This is a genomic window from bacterium (assembly GCA_021372615.1).
In the GTDB taxonomy this organism is placed as follows: Bacteria; Armatimonadota; Zipacnadia; order Zipacnadales; family UBA11051; genus JAJFUB01.
Genome location: JAJFUB010000026.1, coordinates 48,133 through 68,147 on the forward strand (window position 1 = coordinate 48,133; position 20,015 = coordinate 68,147).

At 66.2% G+C, this 20,015-nt stretch carries 20 protein-coding genes; 10 read left to right on the forward strand and 10 right to left on the reverse strand.

Annotated features, from left to right (window positions below):
* Positions 1 to 14 precede the first annotated feature (14 nt).
* Genes LLH23_04200 through LLH23_04215 form a run of 4 tightly spaced genes read left to right on the forward strand, consistent with a single transcriptional unit; the run spans position 15 to position 4,080 of the window.
* Complete coding sequence (locus tag LLH23_04200) at positions 15 to 2,195, forward strand: DUF6259 domain-containing protein (protein MCE5237675.1); 2,181 nt, start codon at positions 15 to 17, stop codon at positions 2,193 to 2,195.
* A 1-nt stretch (position 2,196) separates the two neighbouring features.
* Positions 2,197 to 3,309: a hypothetical protein gene (locus LLH23_04205; protein MCE5237676.1), complete on the forward strand. Its 1,113-nt coding sequence runs from the start codon at positions 2,197 to 2,199 to the stop codon at positions 3,307 to 3,309.
* Positions 3,310 to 3,341: 32 nt separating this feature from the next.
* The gene (locus LLH23_04210) at positions 3,342 to 3,701 is read left to right on the forward strand and encodes a nucleotidyltransferase domain-containing protein (GenBank protein MCE5237677.1); all 360 of its coding nucleotides are present in this window, start codon (positions 3,342 to 3,344) and stop codon (positions 3,699 to 3,701) included.
* On the forward strand, positions 3,682 to 4,080 hold the full coding sequence (locus tag LLH23_04215; protein MCE5237678.1) for a HEPN domain-containing protein: 399 nt from the start codon (positions 3,682 to 3,684) through the stop codon (positions 4,078 to 4,080). Before LLH23_04210 ends, LLH23_04215 begins: the two co-directional genes overlap by 20 nt.
* A gap of 4 nt (positions 4,081 to 4,084) precedes the next feature.
* Here the strand turns inward: LLH23_04215 and LLH23_04220 are convergent, their stop codons facing one another.
* From LLH23_04220 to LLH23_04235, 4 genes are all read right to left on the reverse strand, one after another.
* On the reverse strand, positions 4,085 to 7,180 hold the full coding sequence (locus LLH23_04220) for a LamG domain-containing protein (protein ID MCE5237679.1): 3,096 nt from the start codon (positions 7,178 to 7,180) through the stop codon (positions 4,085 to 4,087).
* A 68-nt stretch (positions 7,181 to 7,248) separates the two neighbouring features.
* Positions 7,249 to 7,656, reverse strand: a complete 408-nt coding sequence (locus LLH23_04225; protein ID MCE5237680.1) for a PIN domain-containing protein — start codon at positions 7,654 to 7,656, stop codon at positions 7,249 to 7,251.
* On the reverse strand, positions 7,653 to 7,964 hold the full coding sequence (locus tag LLH23_04230; GenBank protein ID MCE5237681.1) for a type II toxin-antitoxin system prevent-host-death family antitoxin: 312 nt from the start codon (positions 7,962 to 7,964) through the stop codon (positions 7,653 to 7,655). The genes LLH23_04225 and LLH23_04230 overlap by 4 nt, the downstream gene beginning before the upstream one ends.
* A 112-nt stretch (positions 7,965 to 8,076) precedes the next feature.
* Positions 8,077 to 9,789, reverse strand: a complete 1,713-nt coding sequence (locus LLH23_04235; GenBank protein ID MCE5237682.1) for a hypothetical protein — start codon at positions 9,787 to 9,789, stop codon at positions 8,077 to 8,079.
* 174 nt (positions 9,790 to 9,963) lie between these two features.
* Here LLH23_04235 and LLH23_04240 point away from each other — a divergent pair, with 174 nt between their 5' ends.
* Together LLH23_04240 and LLH23_04245 are read left to right on the forward strand one after the other, a co-directional pair.
* Positions 9,964 to 10,440 (forward strand): hypothetical protein, encoded by a 477-nt coding sequence (locus tag LLH23_04240; GenBank protein ID MCE5237683.1) that lies wholly within the window; start codon positions 9,964 to 9,966, stop codon positions 10,438 to 10,440.
* An 879-nt stretch (positions 10,441 to 11,319) separates the two neighbouring features.
* Positions 11,320 to 12,549 carry an ATP-binding protein gene (locus tag LLH23_04245; GenBank protein MCE5237684.1) on the forward strand — a complete coding sequence of 410 codons (1,230 nt, stop codon included), beginning with the start codon at positions 11,320 to 11,322 and terminating at the stop codon, positions 12,547 to 12,549.
* Between the two features lie 26 nt (positions 12,550 to 12,575).
* Here LLH23_04245 and LLH23_04250 read toward each other — a convergent pair whose 3' ends face one another.
* Both LLH23_04250 and LLH23_04255 read right to left on the reverse strand, forming a co-directional pair.
* Entirely contained in the window at positions 12,576 to 12,887 is a 312-nt protein-coding gene (locus tag LLH23_04250; GenBank protein MCE5237685.1) for a nucleotidyltransferase domain-containing protein, read from the reverse strand.
* Positions 12,839 to 13,285: a HEPN domain-containing protein gene (locus LLH23_04255; protein MCE5237686.1), complete on the reverse strand. Its 447-nt coding sequence runs from the start codon at positions 13,283 to 13,285 to the stop codon at positions 12,839 to 12,841. Before LLH23_04255 ends, LLH23_04250 begins: the two co-directional genes overlap by 49 nt.
* 351 nt (positions 13,286 to 13,636) lie before the next feature.
* Between LLH23_04255 and LLH23_04260 the strand changes: the two genes are divergently transcribed.
* A complete protein-coding gene (locus tag LLH23_04260) occupies positions 13,637 to 14,635 on the forward strand; it encodes a hypothetical protein (GenBank protein ID MCE5237687.1) in 999 nt (332 codons plus the stop codon).
* Positions 14,636 to 14,670: 35 nt separating this feature from the next.
* On the opposite strand, the gene LLH23_04265 is transcribed toward LLH23_04260, so the two are convergent.
* From LLH23_04265 to LLH23_04280, 4 genes are all read right to left on the reverse strand, one after another.
* On the reverse strand, positions 14,671 to 15,048 hold the full coding sequence (locus LLH23_04265) for a type II toxin-antitoxin system VapC family toxin (protein ID MCE5237688.1): 378 nt from the start codon (positions 15,046 to 15,048) through the stop codon (positions 14,671 to 14,673).
* Positions 15,036 to 15,257 carry an AbrB/MazE/SpoVT family DNA-binding domain-containing protein gene (locus LLH23_04270; GenBank protein ID MCE5237689.1) on the reverse strand — a complete coding sequence of 74 codons (222 nt, stop codon included), beginning with the start codon at positions 15,255 to 15,257 and terminating at the stop codon, positions 15,036 to 15,038. The genes LLH23_04265 and LLH23_04270 overlap by 13 nt, the downstream gene beginning before the upstream one ends.
* 61 nt (positions 15,258 to 15,318) lie before the next feature.
* Positions 15,319 to 15,984: a diphthine--ammonia ligase gene (locus LLH23_04275; GenBank protein ID MCE5237690.1), complete on the reverse strand. Its 666-nt coding sequence runs from the start codon at positions 15,982 to 15,984 to the stop codon at positions 15,319 to 15,321.
* A gap of 42 nt (positions 15,985 to 16,026) precedes the next feature.
* Complete coding sequence (locus LLH23_04280; GenBank protein ID MCE5237691.1) at positions 16,027 to 17,373, reverse strand: MFS transporter; 1,347 nt, start codon at positions 17,371 to 17,373, stop codon at positions 16,027 to 16,029.
* A gap of 221 nt (positions 17,374 to 17,594) precedes the next feature.
* On the opposite strand from LLH23_04280, the gene LLH23_04285 reads away from it, so the two are divergent.
* From LLH23_04285 to LLH23_04295, 3 genes are all read left to right on the forward strand, one after another.
* Positions 17,595 to 18,128, forward strand: coding sequence for an A24 family peptidase (locus LLH23_04285; GenBank protein ID MCE5237692.1), 534 nt, complete (start codon positions 17,595 to 17,597; stop codon positions 18,126 to 18,128).
* A 287-nt stretch (positions 18,129 to 18,415) separates the two neighbouring features.
* Positions 18,416 to 18,898 carry a pilus assembly protein gene (locus LLH23_04290; protein ID MCE5237693.1) on the forward strand — a complete coding sequence of 161 codons (483 nt, stop codon included), beginning with the start codon at positions 18,416 to 18,418 and terminating at the stop codon, positions 18,896 to 18,898.
* Between the two features lie 13 nt (positions 18,899 to 18,911).
* Positions 18,912 to 20,003, forward strand: a complete 1,092-nt coding sequence (locus tag LLH23_04295; GenBank protein MCE5237694.1) for a pilus assembly protein TadG-related protein — start codon at positions 18,912 to 18,914, stop codon at positions 20,001 to 20,003.
* The last annotated feature ends 12 nt before the right edge of the window (positions 20,004 to 20,015 follow it).

A 20,015-nucleotide genomic window follows, 5' to 3' on the forward strand; every position in this document is an offset into this window, starting at 1 on the left:
CACGGAGGTAGACAGTGCACACGGCTACACTGAGGACGAAGCTGGATGCGCTCACTCTCGATCTGGACACGGGCCGGCTGGTGCGGTTCTCGCCGCTGGCTGATCCCGAGTACAACCTGATTGCCGTTCACGACGACCAGCCCGCGTTCGTGCTGCAGTATCTCGCCGACGGGGCCTATGTGACGCTGGACTCGCGGCAGGCCGAGCCGGCGGCCACGCCGGGCGACCACTCGTTGACACTGGCCTTCACCCGCGTCGGTGGGCTTGATCTCGATGTGGTCCTGACCATCCAGGCCGCCCCTGAAGACCGCTGCAGCCGCTGGACCGCCACCGTCCGCAACGGCGCGGGGCTGCTCATTACCGATCTGCAGTTCCCCTTCGTGGTCGTGCCGGACGAGCCGGAGGCGACCGTGCTCCTGCCGGAGGTGCAGGGGGTGCTGACCGGCGGTCAGCATCGCCCACCCGACGAGCCACGTCGCTGGCAGTTCTGGCCTGAGAACGGCAACTCGCAGCACTACCCCGGACGCTCCTTCGCACAGTTCCTCGCCTGGTACACGGCGCGCGTCGGGCTCTACATGGCCTGCGACGACACCGCCGGGAACGTGAAGCTGCTGCGCGCACTGCAGCGGCCCGAGGGCCTGCGGCTGGGCTTTGCGCACGTGGGTGATTGGCCGGAGGTGGGGGAGAGGACGCTGGAGTACAGCGTGCTTGTCGGCAGCTTCCAGGGCGACTGGTACGACGCGGCGGACCTGTATCGGGAGTGGACGCTGCAGCAGCACTGGGCCACGCCGCTGACCGACCGCGACGACCTTCCGGGCTGGCTGCTGGAATCCCCGCCACATATCACCATCCGGCTGCAGGGCTACGTGGATGCCGGGCCGGCGCCGCCCGTCGAGGAGTTCCTGCCCTACGAGAAGTGCATCCCGCTGCTGGAGCAAGTCGCGGCGGGTGTGCAGTCGCCGCTGGTGGCGGTGCTGATGTCGTGGGAGCGCGGCGGCCCGTGGGTGTATCCCGATTGCTTCCCGCCGGTCGGGGGCGACGAGTCGTTGACCAACTTCTGCCAGCTGGCGCGCGACCGGGGCTGGCATGTCGGCTCGTTCTGCAATGGCACGCGCTGGGTGATGAGGCACCTGTTCAACGGCTATGACGGCGCGGAGTACTTCCGCGAGCATCACGGCGAACAGGGCCTGTGCCTCCAGCCCAGTGGCGAGTGGTGGCATGAGAACTGGGACCAATCCTGGCGGCCCAGTGTCATCACCTGCATGGCCCAGGGGCAGACGCGACAGATCGCGCGGGACTTCGTGCGGCGGCTGATCGGCTGGGGCGTGGAGAGCATCCAGTTCTTCGATCAGAACTGCAACGCCTCAACCTTCCCGTGCTTCTCCGACGCGCACGGCCACCCCCGCCTGCCCGGCAAGTGGATGGCGCGGGCCATGGCAGACATGATTGGCGACTTCCACGCCGCCGCTGCTGAAGCCGGGGAGGCGGAGGTCATCCACTCGACCGAGTGGCCGACCAACGAGTTCTGCCTGCCGCTGTTCCAGCAGAGCGATGTGCGCATCAGCGTCCCTACCAGCGGTGACGCCGCCTTCGTGCCTGTCTACCACTATATCTTCCACGAATGCACGTTGATGCACGGCATGATGAGCTGGGGCCCCGAGCCGGTGGCCATCGCGGCGCGGACGGCGTGGGAGTGCGTGTGGGGTGAGATCGTCGGCGCGGTCATGACCGGCGACGGGACGTTACTGAACCGCGAGACGGTGAACTGGGCGGACTGGGAGCCGAAGGTCGGCAACAACGCCAATGCCCTGGAGATGATGCGCGTCGCGACAGCCCTGCGGCGCGGAGCCGGGCGGGACTTCCTCGTCTACGGCCGCATGCAGCGCCCGGCGGAGGTGGTGACGGCGACCTGCAAGTGGGACCACAACGGCAAGCATCACGCCGTGCCGGCGGTAGCGCACTGTGCCTGGCAGGCCCCCGATGGACGGCACGGCGTAGCGCTGGCGAACTGGACGACCGAGGCGCAGGAGATCACGGTGTGTGACGCGCGCCTGGGCGCGCGGGCGGAGCTGGCGATCTGCGCAGCGGAGGACAGGACGCGGGAGGTGGCACTGCGTGACGGCACGACCACCGTCCGCTTGCCGCCGCTGAGTTGCGCGCTGCTGTCCAGCCCATCACCGGTTGAGGAAAGCTGACATGACCCATCGCGAAGTCTTCCTGCGGATCAACGCCTTCGAGCCGGTGGACTGGGTCCCCAACTACGAGCTGGGCGCATGGGGGCAAGCCTTCGAGCGCTGGATCGGGGAGGGGATGCCCGACAACCCCGACTATGTCCGCAACTGGTTCGATGGTGCGCCCGGCCTGGGGCTGCTGGCCCGCGGCTTCGCTCCGGTCGTCACGAGCATGATGCCGGGCTTCGAGTACCAGGTGCTCGAGGAGACAGACCGTTACCTTATAGCGCGCGGGGGCACGGGGATCGTGACGAAGGCGCTCAAGGAGGGGACGGTCCGCGGCACCCGCTGGTGCATGGATGAGTACATTGGCTTCCCCGTCACCGACCGCGCCTCGTTCCGCGACCTCAAGCGCCGCTACGACCCCACGACGCCGGAACGCTACCCGGCCAACTGGGAGGAGCTGAAGGCGCAGTGGGCCGTGCGCGACTACCCACTCTTCCTGCAGACCAACGGCGCCTTCGGCTTCTACTCGCAGTTGCGTTCGTGGGTGGGCACGCTGCCGCTGACATACCTGTTCTACGACGATCCGGCGCTGATCGAGGAGATGGTCGAGTTCCTGACCGACTTCTTCCTCGCGACGATGGAGCGGGCGCTTTCCGAGGTGCAGTTCGACTGCTTCAACTTCTTTGAGGACCTGGCCGGCAAGGGCGGACCGCTGATCTCACCGGGGCTGTTCCGCAAGTTCCTGCTGCCGGGTTACAAGCGCGTGATCGGGCGGCTGAACCGGGCCGGGATCAAGTATGTGTGGGTGGATTCGGACGGGGACTCCTCCCCGCTCCTCCCCCTGTGGCTGGAAGCGGGCGTTACGGGCCACTGGCCACTGGAACAGGCCTCGGGCATGGACCCGCTGCGCCTGCGGCGGGAGTACGGGAAGAATCTCTTCCTGGGCGGGGGTATAGACAAGCTGCAGATCGCGCGGGGGCGAGAGGCCATCACGCAGGAGCTGGCCGCCAAGCTGCCGCCGCTGCTGGCGAGCGGGGGCTACATCCCCTTCCTCGACCACACCTTCCCGCCGGATATCTCGTATGACAGCCTGCAGTTCTACCTCGAGGAGAAGCGGCGGTACCTGGGGTGACCTGACATGTCCGGGTAGCGCTTGTGGGGCGCGTGGGCGTCTTCTATAATGGTGACATGGGCATGACGACGGTGGACCAGAGCGTGATCGATGAGTTGGTGCGGCGCATCGTCGAGGCGGTACACCCGCTGCGCATCATCCTGTTCGGCTCCGCGGCGCGCGGGGCGGTGGGACCGCACAGCGACATTGACGTCATGGTGGTGATGCCCGAAGGGGTGGACCGGCTCGGGACCGCTAGGTTCATCTACAGGAGTCTGGGCGATCTGCAGGCGCCGGTGGACGTTCTGGTCGCGAGTGAGGACGACCTGGTGCGCTACCGCGACACCAAGGGTCTCATCTACCGCAACGTCGTGCGTGAGGGGAGAGCGATCTATGGCACCCACGTCACCTGATCCGGATGTACTCGCCCAGTGGCTGCACTCAGCGCAGTCCGACCTACTGTACTCCGAGATTGCGCCGCCCGCAGGCGCCATGTACGAGCAGCCCTCGTTCCATGCCCAACAAGCCGTGGAGAAGGCTCTGAAGGCGCTCATGCTGAGCCTGGATGAGGAGCCGCCGTACATCCATGACATTCGGGCGCTGCTCGCGCTGCTGCACGAGAAAATGGATCTACCCGACAGCTTCCACGAAGCCGCGGACCTCACGGCCTATGCCGTTGCGACACGTTACCCAACCTCGGTACCCCCGGTGTCCCGGGAGGACTGGGAAGCGGCGGTGCGCATCGCTCGTGAGGTCGTCACGTGGGTCCAGGAGCGGCTACGTCGGAAGTAGCCCTCTACGGCGCCGTCCACATCCCGAAGTTCCGCTTGGGCACCGTGACGGTCACCTGCTGGCCCGTCACCTTGGCCTTTGTCCCCCGGAAGATGTCCTCCAACTCCGTCGCCGGCCCTACTCCCAGCTTCGCCGCCTCCCAACTGATCGTGACCGGCAGGTCCTGGTCGGTGTTGTTGTAGGGCACGAACATGACCTTGCCGGGCCGGCGGAAGAGCGACATGACCAGCGGGGGATTGCCGGCGCGGGCGGCCTCCTCGGGCGGTTGCGCGTGGCTCAGGTCGGCCGTCGTGCTGATCGAGGCGAGGCCCTGCAGATCCCAGTAGGGCACGAAGGCCACCTGTTCATCCCACCCGAAGCGGTCCTGGGCCTGGAAGAACCGGCCGTACGGCTCCAGCGTGGACCAGCAGGGCCACAGGCCGGAGTCGTGGATGAAGTACAGGCCGATCAAGTGCTCCACCGACTCCCTGGTGTGGGCGGTGTTCTCGTTCCACTCCTTGCCCAGCGCCCGGCCGAACTCGGGCAGGAAGGCCGTCTCGGGGCCCCAGTGGTTCCGGTACTGCGCGCGCATCACATCCAGCGGCAGCGTGTGCCAGTAGTTGTCCCACCCCTTTTCCTTCTTCACGACCTGCATGTAGCCGGTGAAGTTCTCGCCGTCGCAGATGATGTCGGCGAAGGCCTGCAGGGGCATCAGCGGCCAGCCGCTCATGTGGATGGCGATGAGCGAGTCAGGGGCGTGGGCGCGCATGAGGCGGTAGACGCGCTTGTAGAACTGCCGGGCTGCGAGGATGGGATAGCGCGGGCCGGACGGGTCCTGCTGCGCGGCCTGCTCCTGCCGGGCCACCGGGACGGCGGCGCCACAGCCATGCAGCGCGTTGTCACACTCGCGTGATACCGAGTTGTCGAAGTACAGGCCCTTGAGGTCGGTGCTCTGGATGGCCCGGTCCAGCAGCCAGATGAAGTAGTCCTGGTAGCCGGAGGCCTGGCAGATCCCGGCCTCGACGTAGTAGCTCTTGTCTGCCAGCCACGCGGGGTCGAACGTCTCACCGGGCGTGGTGCGCCAGTAGTCCCAGTAGTACCGCACCCACTCCTCGCGCGGGTCCACGGTGTGGGTCGCCAGGTACATGCAGGGCCGGATGCCCTCCTGCTCTCGTTTGGCGATGGTGTCCTTCGCCGTGGGGCGCGGCTTGGGGATCATCCACGTGTCGGTCCAGCCCTCATTCCACAGCGTGACCCCGCGCACGTGCCGGTCGGCGGGGAGCATGTAGGTCTTCTCCAGGCCGGTGCCGGGCTGCTGACCGATGGCCCGCCAACGCCGTCGGTCCGCGCGCTGGGGCTTGACCGGCGTGGCCTGCAGGCCGAAGGCCAGCTTGAGGGGCTGGGTCAGCTTCGTGGGCTTGTCAACGATGTTCAGCCGTACCATCACGGCTCCCCCGCCCTGCAGGGAGGGGGCCGGGGGGGAGGAAGCCGTGGGGACGACGCTCAGAGCCTCCTTCGGCTTGGATAGCACCCAGCCGCGGTGGTCCTCGGCGCACCACTCCAGCCCGCCGCGCTCGTTGCCCACCCAGAACCAGGGCCGCCAGCCACCCGTGAAGCCGGCCGGGGTGATCCCGCCGGTGCCGTTGTCCAGCGACGGGTAGTACGTGCCCGAGTACAACAGCGTCGCCTGGTCCCTCGCGAAGGGCATCTCGAGGGCGAGGCTGTCCACGGCCGCGCCTGTGGCCGGCGGGGTCAGCTCGATCTCGAACCACGTGAAGCCGTCGAACTCACAGGTGGTCTGGATCCGTAGCTGCAGCGGCGCGAGTGTGCCCGTGGATGACAGGACGATGGCTTCAGGCGTGCGGGAGGTGACGGCGGCGGGCCCCATCTCGCAAGATGCCGGGGCGCCCTTCTCCTGCAGATGCAGACCGATGGGTGCGCTCAGCAACGCCTGCCCCTGGGTCGTGACCTGATCACACAGGCCGCCGGCGAACAGCATCTCGCGCCCCCATGTCCGGACCCGTGTCTCCTTGCCCCGTTGTGCGACCTCCACCGGCGTCCACGGGGCGGGCACGCTGCCATCCAGGCCGATCGTGTTGCCGAGCCATTCCGGCTGTGCGCGGCGCTCAAAGGCCAACTCCAGCGGCCTGGCCGTCCCCGCGGATACGGCTACGCGATATGTCGCCCCTCCCAGCTTGCCGACGTCGAAGGTGAGCAGGCTGGGTCTGCCCAGGAAGGCATTCGCCTGCTGGCTGGCCTGCGACTTGCCCGCTGCATCCAGCAGACTGGCCTGCACCGGCAACGCCTGCCCGTCCGCGAGGCCGACACCGGTGGGGCGCACCGTGACTTCCACCCGCCCGGCCATCGGGAAATGGCGCAGGCTGGCCTGCAGGAGGGGCACATCGGCGACCGACGGCACCGGCGCCTGCGAGGCTTGCCCCTCCGGCGATAGCGTCCACTCATGGAGCGCCGCGATCTCCTCGGCGGCCAGGGCCCGCCGGAAGAGGATCAGCTCATCGAAGGCCGTCGCGTCTTCACAGCCGAAGTTGTGGGAGCCCACGTCGAACAGGTCGCCGGTCTGACGTGGCAGCGACATCGTCTCGCTGTCCACGCTGCGCAGCTTGCCATCCACATAGAGGCGGAAGTCGCGGTCTTGCCAGGTCGCCACGAGGTGGTGCCACTCTCCCGGCTGCCAGTCCACCTCCGTGCCCACGCGCGGGTTGCCGCCCTCCAGTTGCAGGAAGTATGTCGGGAGGGAGATGTAGGTGTACAGCAAGTAGCTCGGCTCGCCACGCAGGACCATGAAGTTGTGGTTGCGGCCGTCGCCATGGCGCCAGGCCACCGGCGCGACCCAGAGCGAGAGCGACCCATGCTGTGGGTTCAGGTTGCCCGGTGCGGCGTACGAGAGGCCAAACTGCTTGTCCTGGCAGACGACAGCCTGCCCGTGCTTGCCGGACTGGAACGTGGGTTGGCCTGCGGTGCGCGGGGTCTTGTCCCCGACGGCCAAGGCAGGGGTGACCGTACCGTCGAAGGGCGCGTAGAAGAGCACATCGCCCTGATCGAGCGGCCAGGCGAGGGCGGTGGCGAGACAGAGGCAGCACAGGACCGCGCCGGTGCGCATGGGAGCCTCCGTGAGGTCGTGATGTGGGGGAGAGGTTCGGCGGCGGGGGCGCGGCGGCCTGCGAGGGGTCAGGCGTTGAGCCAGTCATACACCCGCAGGCCGGGGATGCGGCGGAAGTGGCGGGTGTTGCCGGTGATGAGGGCCAGGTTGTGGGCGAGGGCGATGGCGGCGATGCGCAAGTCGGCCTCATGCAGCGTCTGTCCCTGGCGCTCCAGAGAGACACGCAGCACAGCATACTGGTACGCTGCCGCCTCGTCGAAGGGCAGGACCGTCAGTTCGGGGAGAACGATCTCGTCCAGGATGGCGCGCAGGTGCTCGTGCCGCGCGGATCGCTCAAATCCGTACAGGAGTTCACCGAGGCTGATTGCGGAGGTGAACCTGTCGTGCAGCGCCACTGTCATCACACGGGACGAAAGCTGTGGCCTGTCTGCTCGGATGAGATGAGTCATCGCGTCGGTGTCCAGCAGTACTCTCATGCCTCTTCATCCCACGCGAAGTGCAGCGGCCGGAAGGTGTCGTTCTGTCGGGAACGGTAGACCCCATCAATGGCTTCAAGCACCTCAGGGGCGTCGTCGAGCATTCCTGCCACCCGCAGAACCCAGTCCTCCCGCGCTGCCTCTCTTGGCTCTGTCTGTATCGGCACGATCTTGGCTACGGGCCGTCCACGTCTCGTCAGAACGATCTCCTCGCCTGTGAGTTCGGTTCGGCGGACGAGTTCACAGAAGTGTGCCTTCGCTTTCCCCGTACTGTACTCAGCCGTTTCCGCCTCAGACGTAGTAGTCATTATGACCAGCTCCTGATGGTCATTATGACCAACTACTCGTCCCCTGTCAAGAAATAGGGGCGCGGCCAACGACTGACCGCGCCCCATGCTCGTTCCTGTTCCCTGTTCCCCGTTACCTGTTCCCTGCCGTCCTGATCTTCGTCGCGTTTTCCCCACCGTTCATGTGGTAGAACAGCGGCGTGGGCCGGTCCACGCCCTCCAGGTACGCCGGGCGCGCCTGCCACGGGGCGACGCTCAGCACGTTCGCCAGGTCCATCCAGACCTGCAGCCGCGCGGGGGCGAGACCCCAGATCATGTGGAAGTGGTTGGCCGGGGCGAACTGCTTGTACTCGCCCATGGTCGCATACTTGGGCACCACCCAGGTGTGTGGCCAGGTCGGGGTGCTCGTGGCTGCCACAGCCTGCGCCAGCTCATCGGGCAGGTCCACCGTGCACGCCTCGTCCCACACCATGCTGAAGGTGTTGGTCAGGGCGCTGTAGGCCATGCGTCCGGCGATGCCCTCGATGCCGCCGGGGCTGTAGAAGGCTGCCGAGTTGCCCAGGCCGGGGAAGTAGAACTCGTCAGCCAGCGGGAAGGACACGTTGGCCATGATGTCCTTGACGCTCATGCCGGGCGTTCCGGCCCAGTTGAAGGCCGCACTGCCGGAGTTGTCGCCATCCACGAGCCCCTTGCGTCGCCACAGGGCGTCGGGCTCGACGTTGCCCAGGCCCAGCTTCTCGGCCAGGGCGTTGATCTCCCACGGCTCCCACACCTTGCGGAAGTCCATGAACAGCGGCGGCGCGCCGGCGGTGAGGTAGGAGAAGAACAGCATCGTCAGCAGGCCCTGCACGTCCGCCTCGGTGGCGAAGGGCGCCGGAGCCTTCTTGCCGTTGTGGTCGAAGGTGGAGTTGAACAAAGACTCCATGACATCGGCCACGGGGAGGGGCAGGCCGCGCCGGTCGGAGCCCCACTCGAGCTGGCTCATGAACCCGCCGCCGACCGCATTCAGGTCAGCCATCAGGTCGCGGACGATCAGGTACATCGCCAGGGACTGCTGGAAGCGCGCCTCGTCGGCCTCGTCGCGGATCTCGACCCGGTCGCCCACCATGCGCTTGATCCACGCCCGTAGCGCCTTGAGTTCCTTCTCGTCATACGACTTCTTCGCCAGCATGTCGGCCAGCAGCTTCATGTCGAGGCGCGTGATCTCCAGGCCGAAGGTGTTGCGGGTCGGGATGATGTGCGCCAGCGCCGTCTCCATGCCCATGCTGTCATGGCCGAAGACCACGACGCGGCGGCCCCTGAGGGCGGTGTAGGTCAGCGCGCCATAGGCCCAGTCCACCAGCGCCTGGGCGGTGCCCTCGGTCATCTTGGGCTTCTGGCCGGTGTCGGGCCACGTGCCGACATTGAGGTGGGCCAGCTTGCCATACTGGGCGATGGCCCCGGTCACGGCATGGGCAAACACGACGCCGGGCTTGGGCCCGCTGTTGCCGCAGGTGATGTTGATGGGGATGTCCCGGGGGAACTGCGACAGCAGGGAGATCACGCTGAGCTGCGGGAAGGCCCACGTATCCGGAGCGCAGACCAGGGCATCCACGCCGGCGGCCTTGAACTGACCGGCGACGATGTCAGCCTGCGGCTCGCCGTCTACGAGCACGGGGGACCAGACGACATTGACTTCGCCGCCGGGCGCCTTGACCTTGGCGGCGAGGGTCTTGGCGACCATCTCGACGATGTTGCGGCAACGCTGCCGCGACTCCTCATCCACGCGCGGATCGCCGGTGGCGAAGACGCCAATGGTGGGGACTTTGGGGGAGGCTTGCTTCAGATCGGGCAGAGCTTTGAGCATCACAATCGCTCCTCTTTGGCACAGGAAAGCTGTCTCGCGATGGGAGAAGCGAGGGAATTCGCCGGGGACGGGGGAGAGACCTTCGTCGTGAGGGAGTTGGGGAATTCTGACCCGCTTGACGGCACGATACGACCATGGCACAGTCACCACCAACGATTGTGGAGGTCATTGCCTATGTCCGAGTCCGAGATATGCTGCTGCCATGAAGCAGGCCACGCTGTAACCGACGAGGAGATCGGCCGTCATGTGGAGTGGGTCGAGTGTGAGCATGGGTCTGGTGAGACGAGGTCCACGGACTGCGATGGGGATGGTGAAGCCACCCGCTACTACAAGCGGCTTGTGTCCCTACACGCGGGCGTGTGGGCTGAGGTCAGGTTCAATCATCTTGCCCAAGGCGAGGAATGCCACCATGACTGGCAGTGCATTCAGGACGCTATGGCTGCTCTCGCTCACCTGCTGCACAGCGATGATGCGGCTGGCCGGCTCAACATGAGGGCCATGGCTTGGGTGAATGAGAACATGCCGAAGTGTGTTCCAGCGATCAAGGCGGTGGCCAGCGCCCTGGTCGGTCAGGCTAGAACAAACGGGGAGGACAAGGCTCGGCTCACGGGTGTTGAAGTCCGAGCGATCATCGCCGCTTCCCGCGAGTGAGTCGGCAGGATAGGGTCGCCGCGTCGCCGAACTGTTATCGGCAGCTAACCAACAGACGTTGACTGTATCGCTGTTGCTGGCGACCGTCAGTAGGGGGACCTCACCATGGCTAGACGTGTTGATCCGCGGAGGTTGCGCAGGGCGAATCCTCCTGGCCCCACTGGCACGGCTGACCCCATTGCGCAACTCGCGTCGCAGCTCCCGCCGCACGGTCAGGTTGCTCAGTCTGCTCCCGAAGGACCTTCCCTTCCATCTATCGACCTGCGCAGTCCGTTGGAGAGGTCGGCTCACCGTCTGGGAGCCTGGGGAAGCGTGGTGACCGTGATAGGGATTGTCGGCGGCGTAGTCTCTATGGTGGCAGGCATGGCGGTTGCGGCGAATGGCAACGATGACTTTGGGATCGGGGCTGTTGCGGGTGGTGTGACCGGGGTGCTCATCTGGAGTTGGTTCAGCGCGTTCAGCCAGGCAGCAGCCGAGGCGCTCATGTCGACAGATCGTGCCTTGACACTCCTTGAGACTCAGACTGACCTGCTCAGACAGCTTGCACAGCGTCAAGTTGGGCCGGCGAGACCAGGGCCTGACAGTTCGTGAAGCAACGGCCATCCGCGGGTGCCGCCCGCAGTCCCGACGGACTTGGCCGTCACCTACGCCGCCCGGTAGATGGCCCCGCCGGTGCGCAGCACCTCGCGGACGAACCCGCAGCCATCGCTGGTCAATCCGCGGACACCATACGCAATTGGGCTACCGGCTACCCGCCTACCCCTTCGCCCTCCGCCGTACCGTCCCGTAGATAGGGCTGCGGAGGTCGTTGGCGTTTGACAGCAGCCCGCCCCGTCGGGTATATTGCAGTCATCCTGCAACATACCCGGTACCATGTACATGCCACGCTACCTCGCCCGCACCCTCGAAGCCTTCACCCGGACCGCCTCCCGGCAGTTCCCCGTCCTGCTGCTCACGGGCGCGCGGCAGGTCGGCAAGACGACCCTGCTGCGGCACGTCAGCAGACCGGACCGTACCTACGTGTCGCTTGATGATCCGACCCTCGTTGACCTCGCGCGGCGGGATCCGGCACTCTTCTTCCAGCGCTTTCGGCCGCCCCTGCTGTTTGATGAGATTCAGTACGCTCCGCAACTGCTGCCGTACATCAAGATGGAAGTGGACCGGGTGCGCCAGCCGGGATTATTCTGGCTGACGGGGTCGCAACAGTTCCACCTGATGAAGGGCGTGTCAGAATCGTTGGCCGGGCGCGTGGCGATTTTGCAACTGCTGGGCGTGTCGCGCAGGGAAATGTTGGGACAGGGCGCCGCCGTGCCGCCGTTCCTGCCTACTGGGCAGCAGATCAAGTCGCGCGAGGCCAGCGGCGGGAGGCTGGACCTACCGGCGCTCTATCGACTCATCTTCAGGGGGTCGCTGCCCGCCATCGCGCTCCACCCGGACGTGGACCGGGACCTGTTCTACAGCTCGTACGTGCAGACATACTTGCAGCGCGACGTGCGCGATCTGGCGCGCGTGGGGGATGAGAGCGCCTTCTTGCGCTTCCTGAGAATGGCGGCCGCGCGGACCGGCCAACTCCTGAACCTGTCGCAGTTGGCACGCGACACGGATATTGCCGTCAACACCGCGAAGAGCTGGCTCTCGATTCTCCAGGCCTCAGGGATCGTCTACCTACTGCAGCCGTACTACACCAACCTGAGCAAACGTCTGGTCAAGGCGCCGAAGCTCTACTTCCTCGATACCGGACTCTGCGCGTACCTGACGCAGTGGCCCAGCCCGGAGGTGCTGGAGGCGGGGGCCATGTCGGGCGCCCTTCTCGAGACGTGGGTCATTGGGGAGTTGCTGAAGAGCTACTGGCACAACGGCAAGGAGCCACCGTTCTACTACTACCATGACCACGATCGCCGGGAGATTGACTTGCTCATCACGCAGGGCGGGAAGGCGTATCCGCTCGAGATCAAGAAGACGGCCTCTCCCCGAGTTGATGATGTGGGCATCTTCGCGGCGCTGGGGAGGTTGGGGCTGGACGTGGGGGAGGGAGGCGTCGTCTGCCTGGCACAGCAGGCCCTGCCGCTGACGAAGAGGGCGCGGGCGATTCCGGTGGGGACGTTGTGAGGGTGGGGCAGGGAAGACGGGAGCCCCTACGCCGCCCGGTAGATGACCTCGCCGGTGCGCAGGACCTCGCGGACGAACCCACTGTCATCGTTCGCGCGGGACAACAGGTGCGGCTCGATCATCGGGTCAATGTCGTTGCGCAGGTGACACAACCGTGCGGCCAGTGTCAGGAAGTCCCCCGTGATCTCGGGCAAGATCACGGCCACGTCAATGTCACTGTCCGCGCCCGCCTCGCCGGTGGCGTGCGAGCCGAACAGGACGATCTGACTGTCCGGGAATTCCGCAGCGACTACTCGGGCGTACTGCGCGACCCGGCGTCGCACCTGTCGCTTATCCATGTCAGTAACCGTTCCGTGTTCTCGATCAGCGTGCGGCAGCGCTCGGCGGAGAGGGACCGCAACAGGGCGTCCTTCTGCGCCGGGAAGCGCGCCTCAATGTTCAGCGGTTCCAGTACATCCAATAGCGCCTGATCCTCGGTTGGCAGCTCGTCGTACGAACCGCCCGATTTCGCCAACCTCACGAGAGCATGTGTGTAGGGCGGCATGCTTCGCGTGGCGCAGACGATGAGGCCCTTGAGCGCCTTCTCGATGACCTGGTGGCACATGAAGCCGACGTAGAGGTACCGGTCATTGACCAGCATGATCTTGGCTGTCTCGAGGTCGTACTGGGCCAGGTCACGCCAGTAGCGGACCTGCCGGGCAACCTGCTCGCCATCGAGGTGCTCTTCGGGTGCCATTTGGTGTCATTGTAGCACAAACGTCGATATCCGGGGTCATCAGTCCCATCGCCCCTGCGCTTCCCCTCACTCCCCCTCCGCCGCCGCGTACTTCACCCCCGACAGCTTCGCGAAATGGGCGTCGCACTTGACGCCGCGCCGCGGCGGCGGCATTCTATGGCCAGGCGGGTGGTCCGGAGCGTCGCGTGGGGCCCAGAGCCTCCTGCGGCCGCAGGATGTCTACACATATTCGGACACATATCATTCTGCTGGCACAGACCCGCCGACGCGCCGACGCAGAAGCCGAGACTGCGTCCACGTTGACCCGCCATGCGCTGGAATGAGTTCCGTCTGAGAGGAACACCAACGATCATGATGAGACCCGGCCGCAACCTCAGTCGCAGCCTCGTTCAGTTGTTGTCGTTGGCCTTGCTAGGGGGAATGCTGGTGCCCGCCCTCGGCAGCGCCTGCGTCTGCGACAACCAGTCCGGCCAGGTCATCTGGGTGTCACTCAACGGTGGACCGTACGTGAAGCTCACCCCCGGCGAGCGGACGCTGGGCATGACTGGGTGGGTCGGCAAGGGTGGGCGCGTGTCGGTCCGGCTCCAGCCCGAGCTGGGCGCGCCGTGCGTGCGGGAGTATGGCAATGTCGAGGCCGAGGCGTGGGTCACCGTCAGGGATGAGGACCTCGGGCCGCAGGGCGGGCCACACCGCGGTCAGCGGGTCAACCCTAACATCACCCGCCCGGCCCGGTGGTTCGACGCCTGGCCGGACATGACTGTGGCCGGGCAGGCCCCGCCCAACGCGCACCTGCGCGTGACGATCATGTACCGCCAGACCTTCCCCGAGGCGACCGGGGTGTTGTGGCAGGGGGAGCTGACAGCCCTGCCCACCGGCGACTGGACGACACCGAAGGTGAAGGGCCGCCCCGCCGAGGGCGTGGTCTTCCCGGACGGCTACACCTTCGTAGTCGAGGCCCTCAGCGAGCATGGTCGCGTCATCGGGCGGCGCCAGGCAACGCTGGGGCGGATGCAGGACCTGCGGGTGGAGACGGAAGCTGACACCAAACTGAGCATCACGCGGCCCACGCGGTGGCTGGACGACTGGCCGGAGCTGGTCGTCGCCGGCCAGGCGCCCTTCGGCGCTCGCCTGCGCCTCAGCATTGTCTACAAGCAGCGCTTCCCTGAGCGGGTGGGGATGCTATGGCAGGGGATGGTGGAGGTGTTGCCCACGGGGCGGTGGGAGACGACCAAGCTGAGCCGGCGGCCCGAGGGGGAGCTGGTGTCCCCGGACGAGTACACTTTCGTGGCTGAGCTGCTGGGGCACGACGAGCGGGTCATCGCGCGCGAGCAGACGACGCTGAAGCGGTGAGGCCAAACGCGCCATCGGCGGGCGCGTCTCCCGGGTCACGCTTTGTCTGCGATGTACTCAACGCCGGGTAGCTCCGCGAAGTGGGCGTCGCTGGTGATGAGCCTAGCCTCATGCTGCTGGGCGGTGGCATAGATGATGGCGTCAGCCATCGGGAGGTTGTGTGCGAGGCTGATCTCCGCCGCAGTCAGGGCCAGATTGTCCTCGAGTGGTACGGTTTGTCGTTCGGTCATCTGTGCCATGGCTCTTGCGGTATGGGCACGCTCGAGCCTGGTCTTCAGGATCTTGTACACTTCATAGAGCACAACCGTCGGCACCAGCACGTCCGGCGCCTTCACATGCTTGGCGTACGCGGACGCCAGCGGTCCTTCGAGGAAGTACTCCAGCCAGCCTGAGGAATCGATCACGACGGCCATCGCTGCTCATCCTCCTCTTCGCGGTAGCCCTCGTACGTATGTCCCTTGCCGATGCCCCGCAACTCCTCAATCGGGACCACCGGAACCAGAGTGGCGACGCCGTCGAGCACAAGCAGCTTCACTCTCTGCCCCGGCTTGAGGCGCAGCTGCTCCCGCACTTCTCTGGGGATGACGATCTGGTACTTCGGTGAGATGGTCACGGCAGGCATGATCTTACCGCCTTATACGCGCATGTGATCGATCATAGTCTACCTTACCATGGTACTCCCGTCAACTCTTCCCCCTCAACTGCCACCCGCGCACATCCAGGAACCAGTGGCCGTTCACTTGCACCGGTTCGCTCTCAGTGATCTCGATCCGTTGGCGGAAGAGCGGACCGTCTACCACTGCTGTATGGTACTCGCCGTTCTCGCCGCACACGTCGAGGGCCGGCTGCGCGGCCGCCCATGCCAGGAACTCCGGCCCGAGGTGCATCCCCATCTGCGCACCGCTGAAGACGTCGGGACGGCCGGAGACGATGACGGCCTCGAAGCCCGCACCCAGGAACTCGGCCATGACCTGCTGGGTGTCCATCCCATATATAGGGTGTACCCAGTCCAGCCCGGCTGCCCGGCACATGCGGATGCCCCAATCGCGGTTGGCCTCGGGGAAGATGTCGCCGAAGACCATGCCCTCGACGCCACGGCCCTTCAGCTCGCGCAGAGCGGCCTGGTACGACTCCTCATAGGTGTCGTCCGGGGTCGGCCACTGCAGGAGCTGCAGGCCCATGGCCTCGGCCTGGGCGCGGACGAAGTCCTTCGGCGTGCCGTGGAAGCGGACGCGCTGGTAGGTGTCGGCGATGGTGTTCAGCAGGACGCGGACCGGAAGGCCCTGCTGGAGGGCGCGGTAGGTGGCCAGGCAACCGTCCTTGCCGCCACTCCAGGATGCTGCGTACATGCCATTGACCTCGATCTGCGGGGATGGGTGGGGGAGAGGGCCTCAGTGGCCGGCAGCGACGGGGCACGCCTCGGCGGCGGCGTGCCGCCGCTCGTGCACGAAGCGGAGGAACCACGCGCCCGCCAGACACAGCACGACGGTCAGGGCGAAGTCCACCCGCCAGCCCAGACCCGGCGCCAGCCGCGAGATGGCGCTGCCCAGGGGCGGGGCCGTGGCGAAGGCGAGTACCTGGGGCACGACCGCCGAGGCGTTCCACACGCCCAGATAGCGGGCGGCCTCGCCGCGGGGCAGGAGATTGCAGGCCAGGGCCCACTCGACGGCGGTGAAGATGCCATAGGCCAGTCCGGCCGGTACAGCGGCGGCATACGCCCATGTCATGTTGGGCGCGATCACAAAGACAGCGCAGGCGCCTGCCATGATGAACTGGGACGAGAAGATCAGCGGCTTGCGGCCCCAGCGATCCGACATGGTGCCGGAGATGACACTGCCGACCCCGGCCGCCGCGATGGCCGGGAGCATCAAGTGCATGTTGGCGCCCTCGGGGTTGGTCTGGCCCAGGCTGAACTCCAGGTACAGGATTGTGACCTGCAGGAACATGTAGAAGCCAATGTTCGTGACAGCGCGGGAGAGCGACAGCCAGAAGAAGTCCGGGTAGCCCCGCACGTCCACATCAAAGGAGCGAGCGATGGTCTGCCAGGGGGTCGCGGCCGGGCGGTGCCGCAGCGGCTTCTCGCGGACAATGATGCAGTTGACCACCATCGTCAGCAGCATGAAGCCCGCCATCGAGTTACACATCAGCGGGAAGCGCTGGTCATGGAGGACCGCCCGCTGGTCTCCAGACAGGCTCTCCGCCCCGAGCAGCAAGCCGGCGAGGATGAGACCGCCGACATCGCCCAGCAGGCGCGCTACGCCCAGCAGGCCGGCGGACTTGCCGTGCTCCCGGGGGTTGACAGTGTCGGGCAGCAGCGCCGAGAACGGCCCCAGGGCTGCGTTGGTGCCGATCTGGACCAGCATCAGCGCGCCGGCGAGCGGCCAGAAGGAGTGGGACCCGCCCAGCAGCACCAGAGCCCCGGTGCCCCACAGCACACCGACCACCAGGAAGGGGCGGCGCCGCCCCCAGGGATGCAGCGAGCGGTCGCTAAAGGCCCCGACGACCATCTGCGTGACGGTCCCGATCACGCCGCCGGCGGCACCCAGGATCCCGAAGTACAGGCCGATGTGCTGCTCGCCGAACCAGTCACCGAGGCGGCTCTGTAGCCCGGTGTGCAGCAGCGCTCCCCACACCAAGGAGTTGCTCAGCCAGTAGACGGTGAGGGCCAGGTGGTGGCGCAGGGGACGGAGAGGAAGCTGGTCGGCATCGTCAGATAGCGGGGCGACGGACGGCTCCATGCACGGCCTCCTCGACGGGTCAGACGGGGTGCGGGAGAGCGCCCGCGCAGTGGTTCGGCGCCTCTGCCCGTGATACCTGCGGGCCCCGGCGGCGGGGCCTCCGCCCGGAGTTCTGGCATTTTGCTCTTGCAACCGGCACGAGAAGCAGTCTATACTTTTGTCGGGTAGTCTTCGCCATCTACAGTTCTACACTACAGCACCAAGCGAAGCTGGCGGTGATCATGGCTCCCGGACAAGTCGCGGTACTTGTTGCTACCTGCGCTGTTCTGGTGATCTCGGTCTTCACCGATGTGCGCGACGGCAAGATCTACAATGCCGTCACCCTCCCTGCTGCCCTCCTCGGTCTGGTCCTCAATACCATCGCCAAGGGTCTACCCGGTCTGGGACTTAGCCTGGCCGGTCTGGCCCTCGGGCTGGCTCTCTTCTTCCTCAGTGCACTGGTCGGCCGTATCCTCGGTGCGGGTGACTGCAAGCTCTTCGCAGCCGTGGGAGCGCTGCAGGGGCCGCAGTTCCTGCTGTGGGCGATCCTCATCTCGCTGATCGTTGGCGGGGTGTTCGGTATCCTCGTCGCCCTGTGGCGCGGGGTGCTGCGACACAGTCTCCAGCGCGTCTGGCAGGCGGTCTACTTCAAGATCTGTCTGAAGATGCCCATGGACATTGCCCAGACGAGCTCGAAGCTTCGACTGCCGTATGCCGTCGCCATTCTGGCGGGCTGCCTGTTCACCATCTGGTGGCAACAGGGCCGGCCCCAATAGAGAGGGAGTCTGCGTAGTCTCAAGAAGCCGGTTGTTGGGTCGGTTGGGTTGGACCAGGAGCAGGGCCGGGCTGGTCCCACGCGTGAGGCCTGTGCGTGGGTTGGGCTGAGCTACAGTGCGTGCCGGCCCGCTCAAGCGGCCCGCGGGAGGCCAACGGAACTCTTGAGCGTTTCTGGAACCTGGGGAGAACCGGGCGGGGCATAATAGCCCCGGGTTAGTAGACCTTGTCCGGGGTGCCATGCTCGGTCTGAGCGGAAGGTGTCGGTGCAAGCCAGAGGGTTCCAACCATGGATGCCAAGATGATACCGGGACGCAAGACAGATCGCCAAGGTACGGCCAGCGTGGAGTTTGCGTTGGTGCTGCCTTTGCTGCTGGCGTTGCTTTTCGGGATCATCGAGTTCGGGTTCCTTTTCAAGGACCAACTCAGCATCCAGCAGGCGGCGCGCGAGGGTGCCAGGACGGCGGCGGTCGGGCGGCTGCAGTCGGAGGTCGGTAATCGCATTCTCACTACAGCCTCGACGCTGACCACGGCCCATCTGACCTACGACATCATGTACCGCACGTATAGCGCCGGTGTATGGAGCGGTTGGACCACCCTCGGCGACCTGGCTGACGGCTCGCAGAACGACGCGCCGGTCGGGGCTCAGATCCGCGTGCGCACCAACTACGTGCATCCGTTTGCGACAGGTTCGCTGTTCGCCCGCCTGATTGGCAGGCCCGGCGCAACCAGCATGACGCTGCACGCGGAGATGGTGATGCGCCGTGAGTAGGAACCATGGACTGATGGATCGGCCAGACAGAGGCGCCGCCCTGAGCGCACCCCACCGCCATCGCGGTCGTGGGAAGCGGCTGTTCTCCGGGGCACGCCGCGCGCGGGGCTATGTCGCCGCCATGGTCGCCGTGGGGCTGACGGCCCTCCTGGGCGTGGCGGCTCTATCGGTGGATGTCGGGCGGGTGATGATGGCAGCCCAGCGCGCTCAGGATGTCGCGGATGCCGCTGCCTTCGCCGGCGGTTCGCTCTTGCGCGTGCCGGCCGACGCCATCGTGGCGGCCCAGCAGTGCGTGGCCGCCAATAACCAGTCCAACCAGGGCTTTGCCATCACCTGTACGTATGTGGCGGACAGCGCGCTCTCTGACATCCGGTACTTCGCGCCGTACACCTATGTTCCGGACTATGGGTGGCTTGGCTGGGCCGCCAAGGCGATCCGGGTCACGACCCATGTCACCGTGCCCTACACCTTTGGCCGGGCCGTCGGACTCACGGAGAAGCAGATCACCCGTCGGGCGACGGCTGTCCGCGCCCCGGTGGGCGGTTGCCCCATCGCGCCGCTCTGGGTCTCTCACCCCACCGAGTACAAGTATGGGGAGTATCAGAACCTGCTGATGGCCGATGGGCCGTGCTACGCCGAGATCCCTGGCAACTTCGGCTGGCTGGCGCTCCCCTCCGAGGTAGAGGCCTCGTGGGTTGACGTCCTATCCGGCATACCGCTGTCGGATGCCGACACCGAAGCTCTGTTCTGCGACATAGGCGACTATGTCACTGGCTACCCGGGGTTATCGGTAGGGCAGTGGGTGAATGGCCTGGAGTCGCGCATCACGCGCGCCCAGGCTGGCTGGGCCGGGGAGACCTGGGACAACTGCAGCGCCAATAACCCACGTATCGTCATCGTGCCGTTGGTGACCTACGTATCAGGCACGGGGTCCGGTGCGACATTCCAGATTGAGAAGTTCGGCGCGTTCTGGCTGGATTTTGCGGACTCCAGCGGCAACCCGAAGCACATTGACGGGCGCTTCATCAGGTACACGCTGCCCGGGGCGGGCATTGAGCCCCTCTCGGATGACGTAGGACTGTTCAGCTACCGGTTGGCGGGATAACCAGCCGGCTGA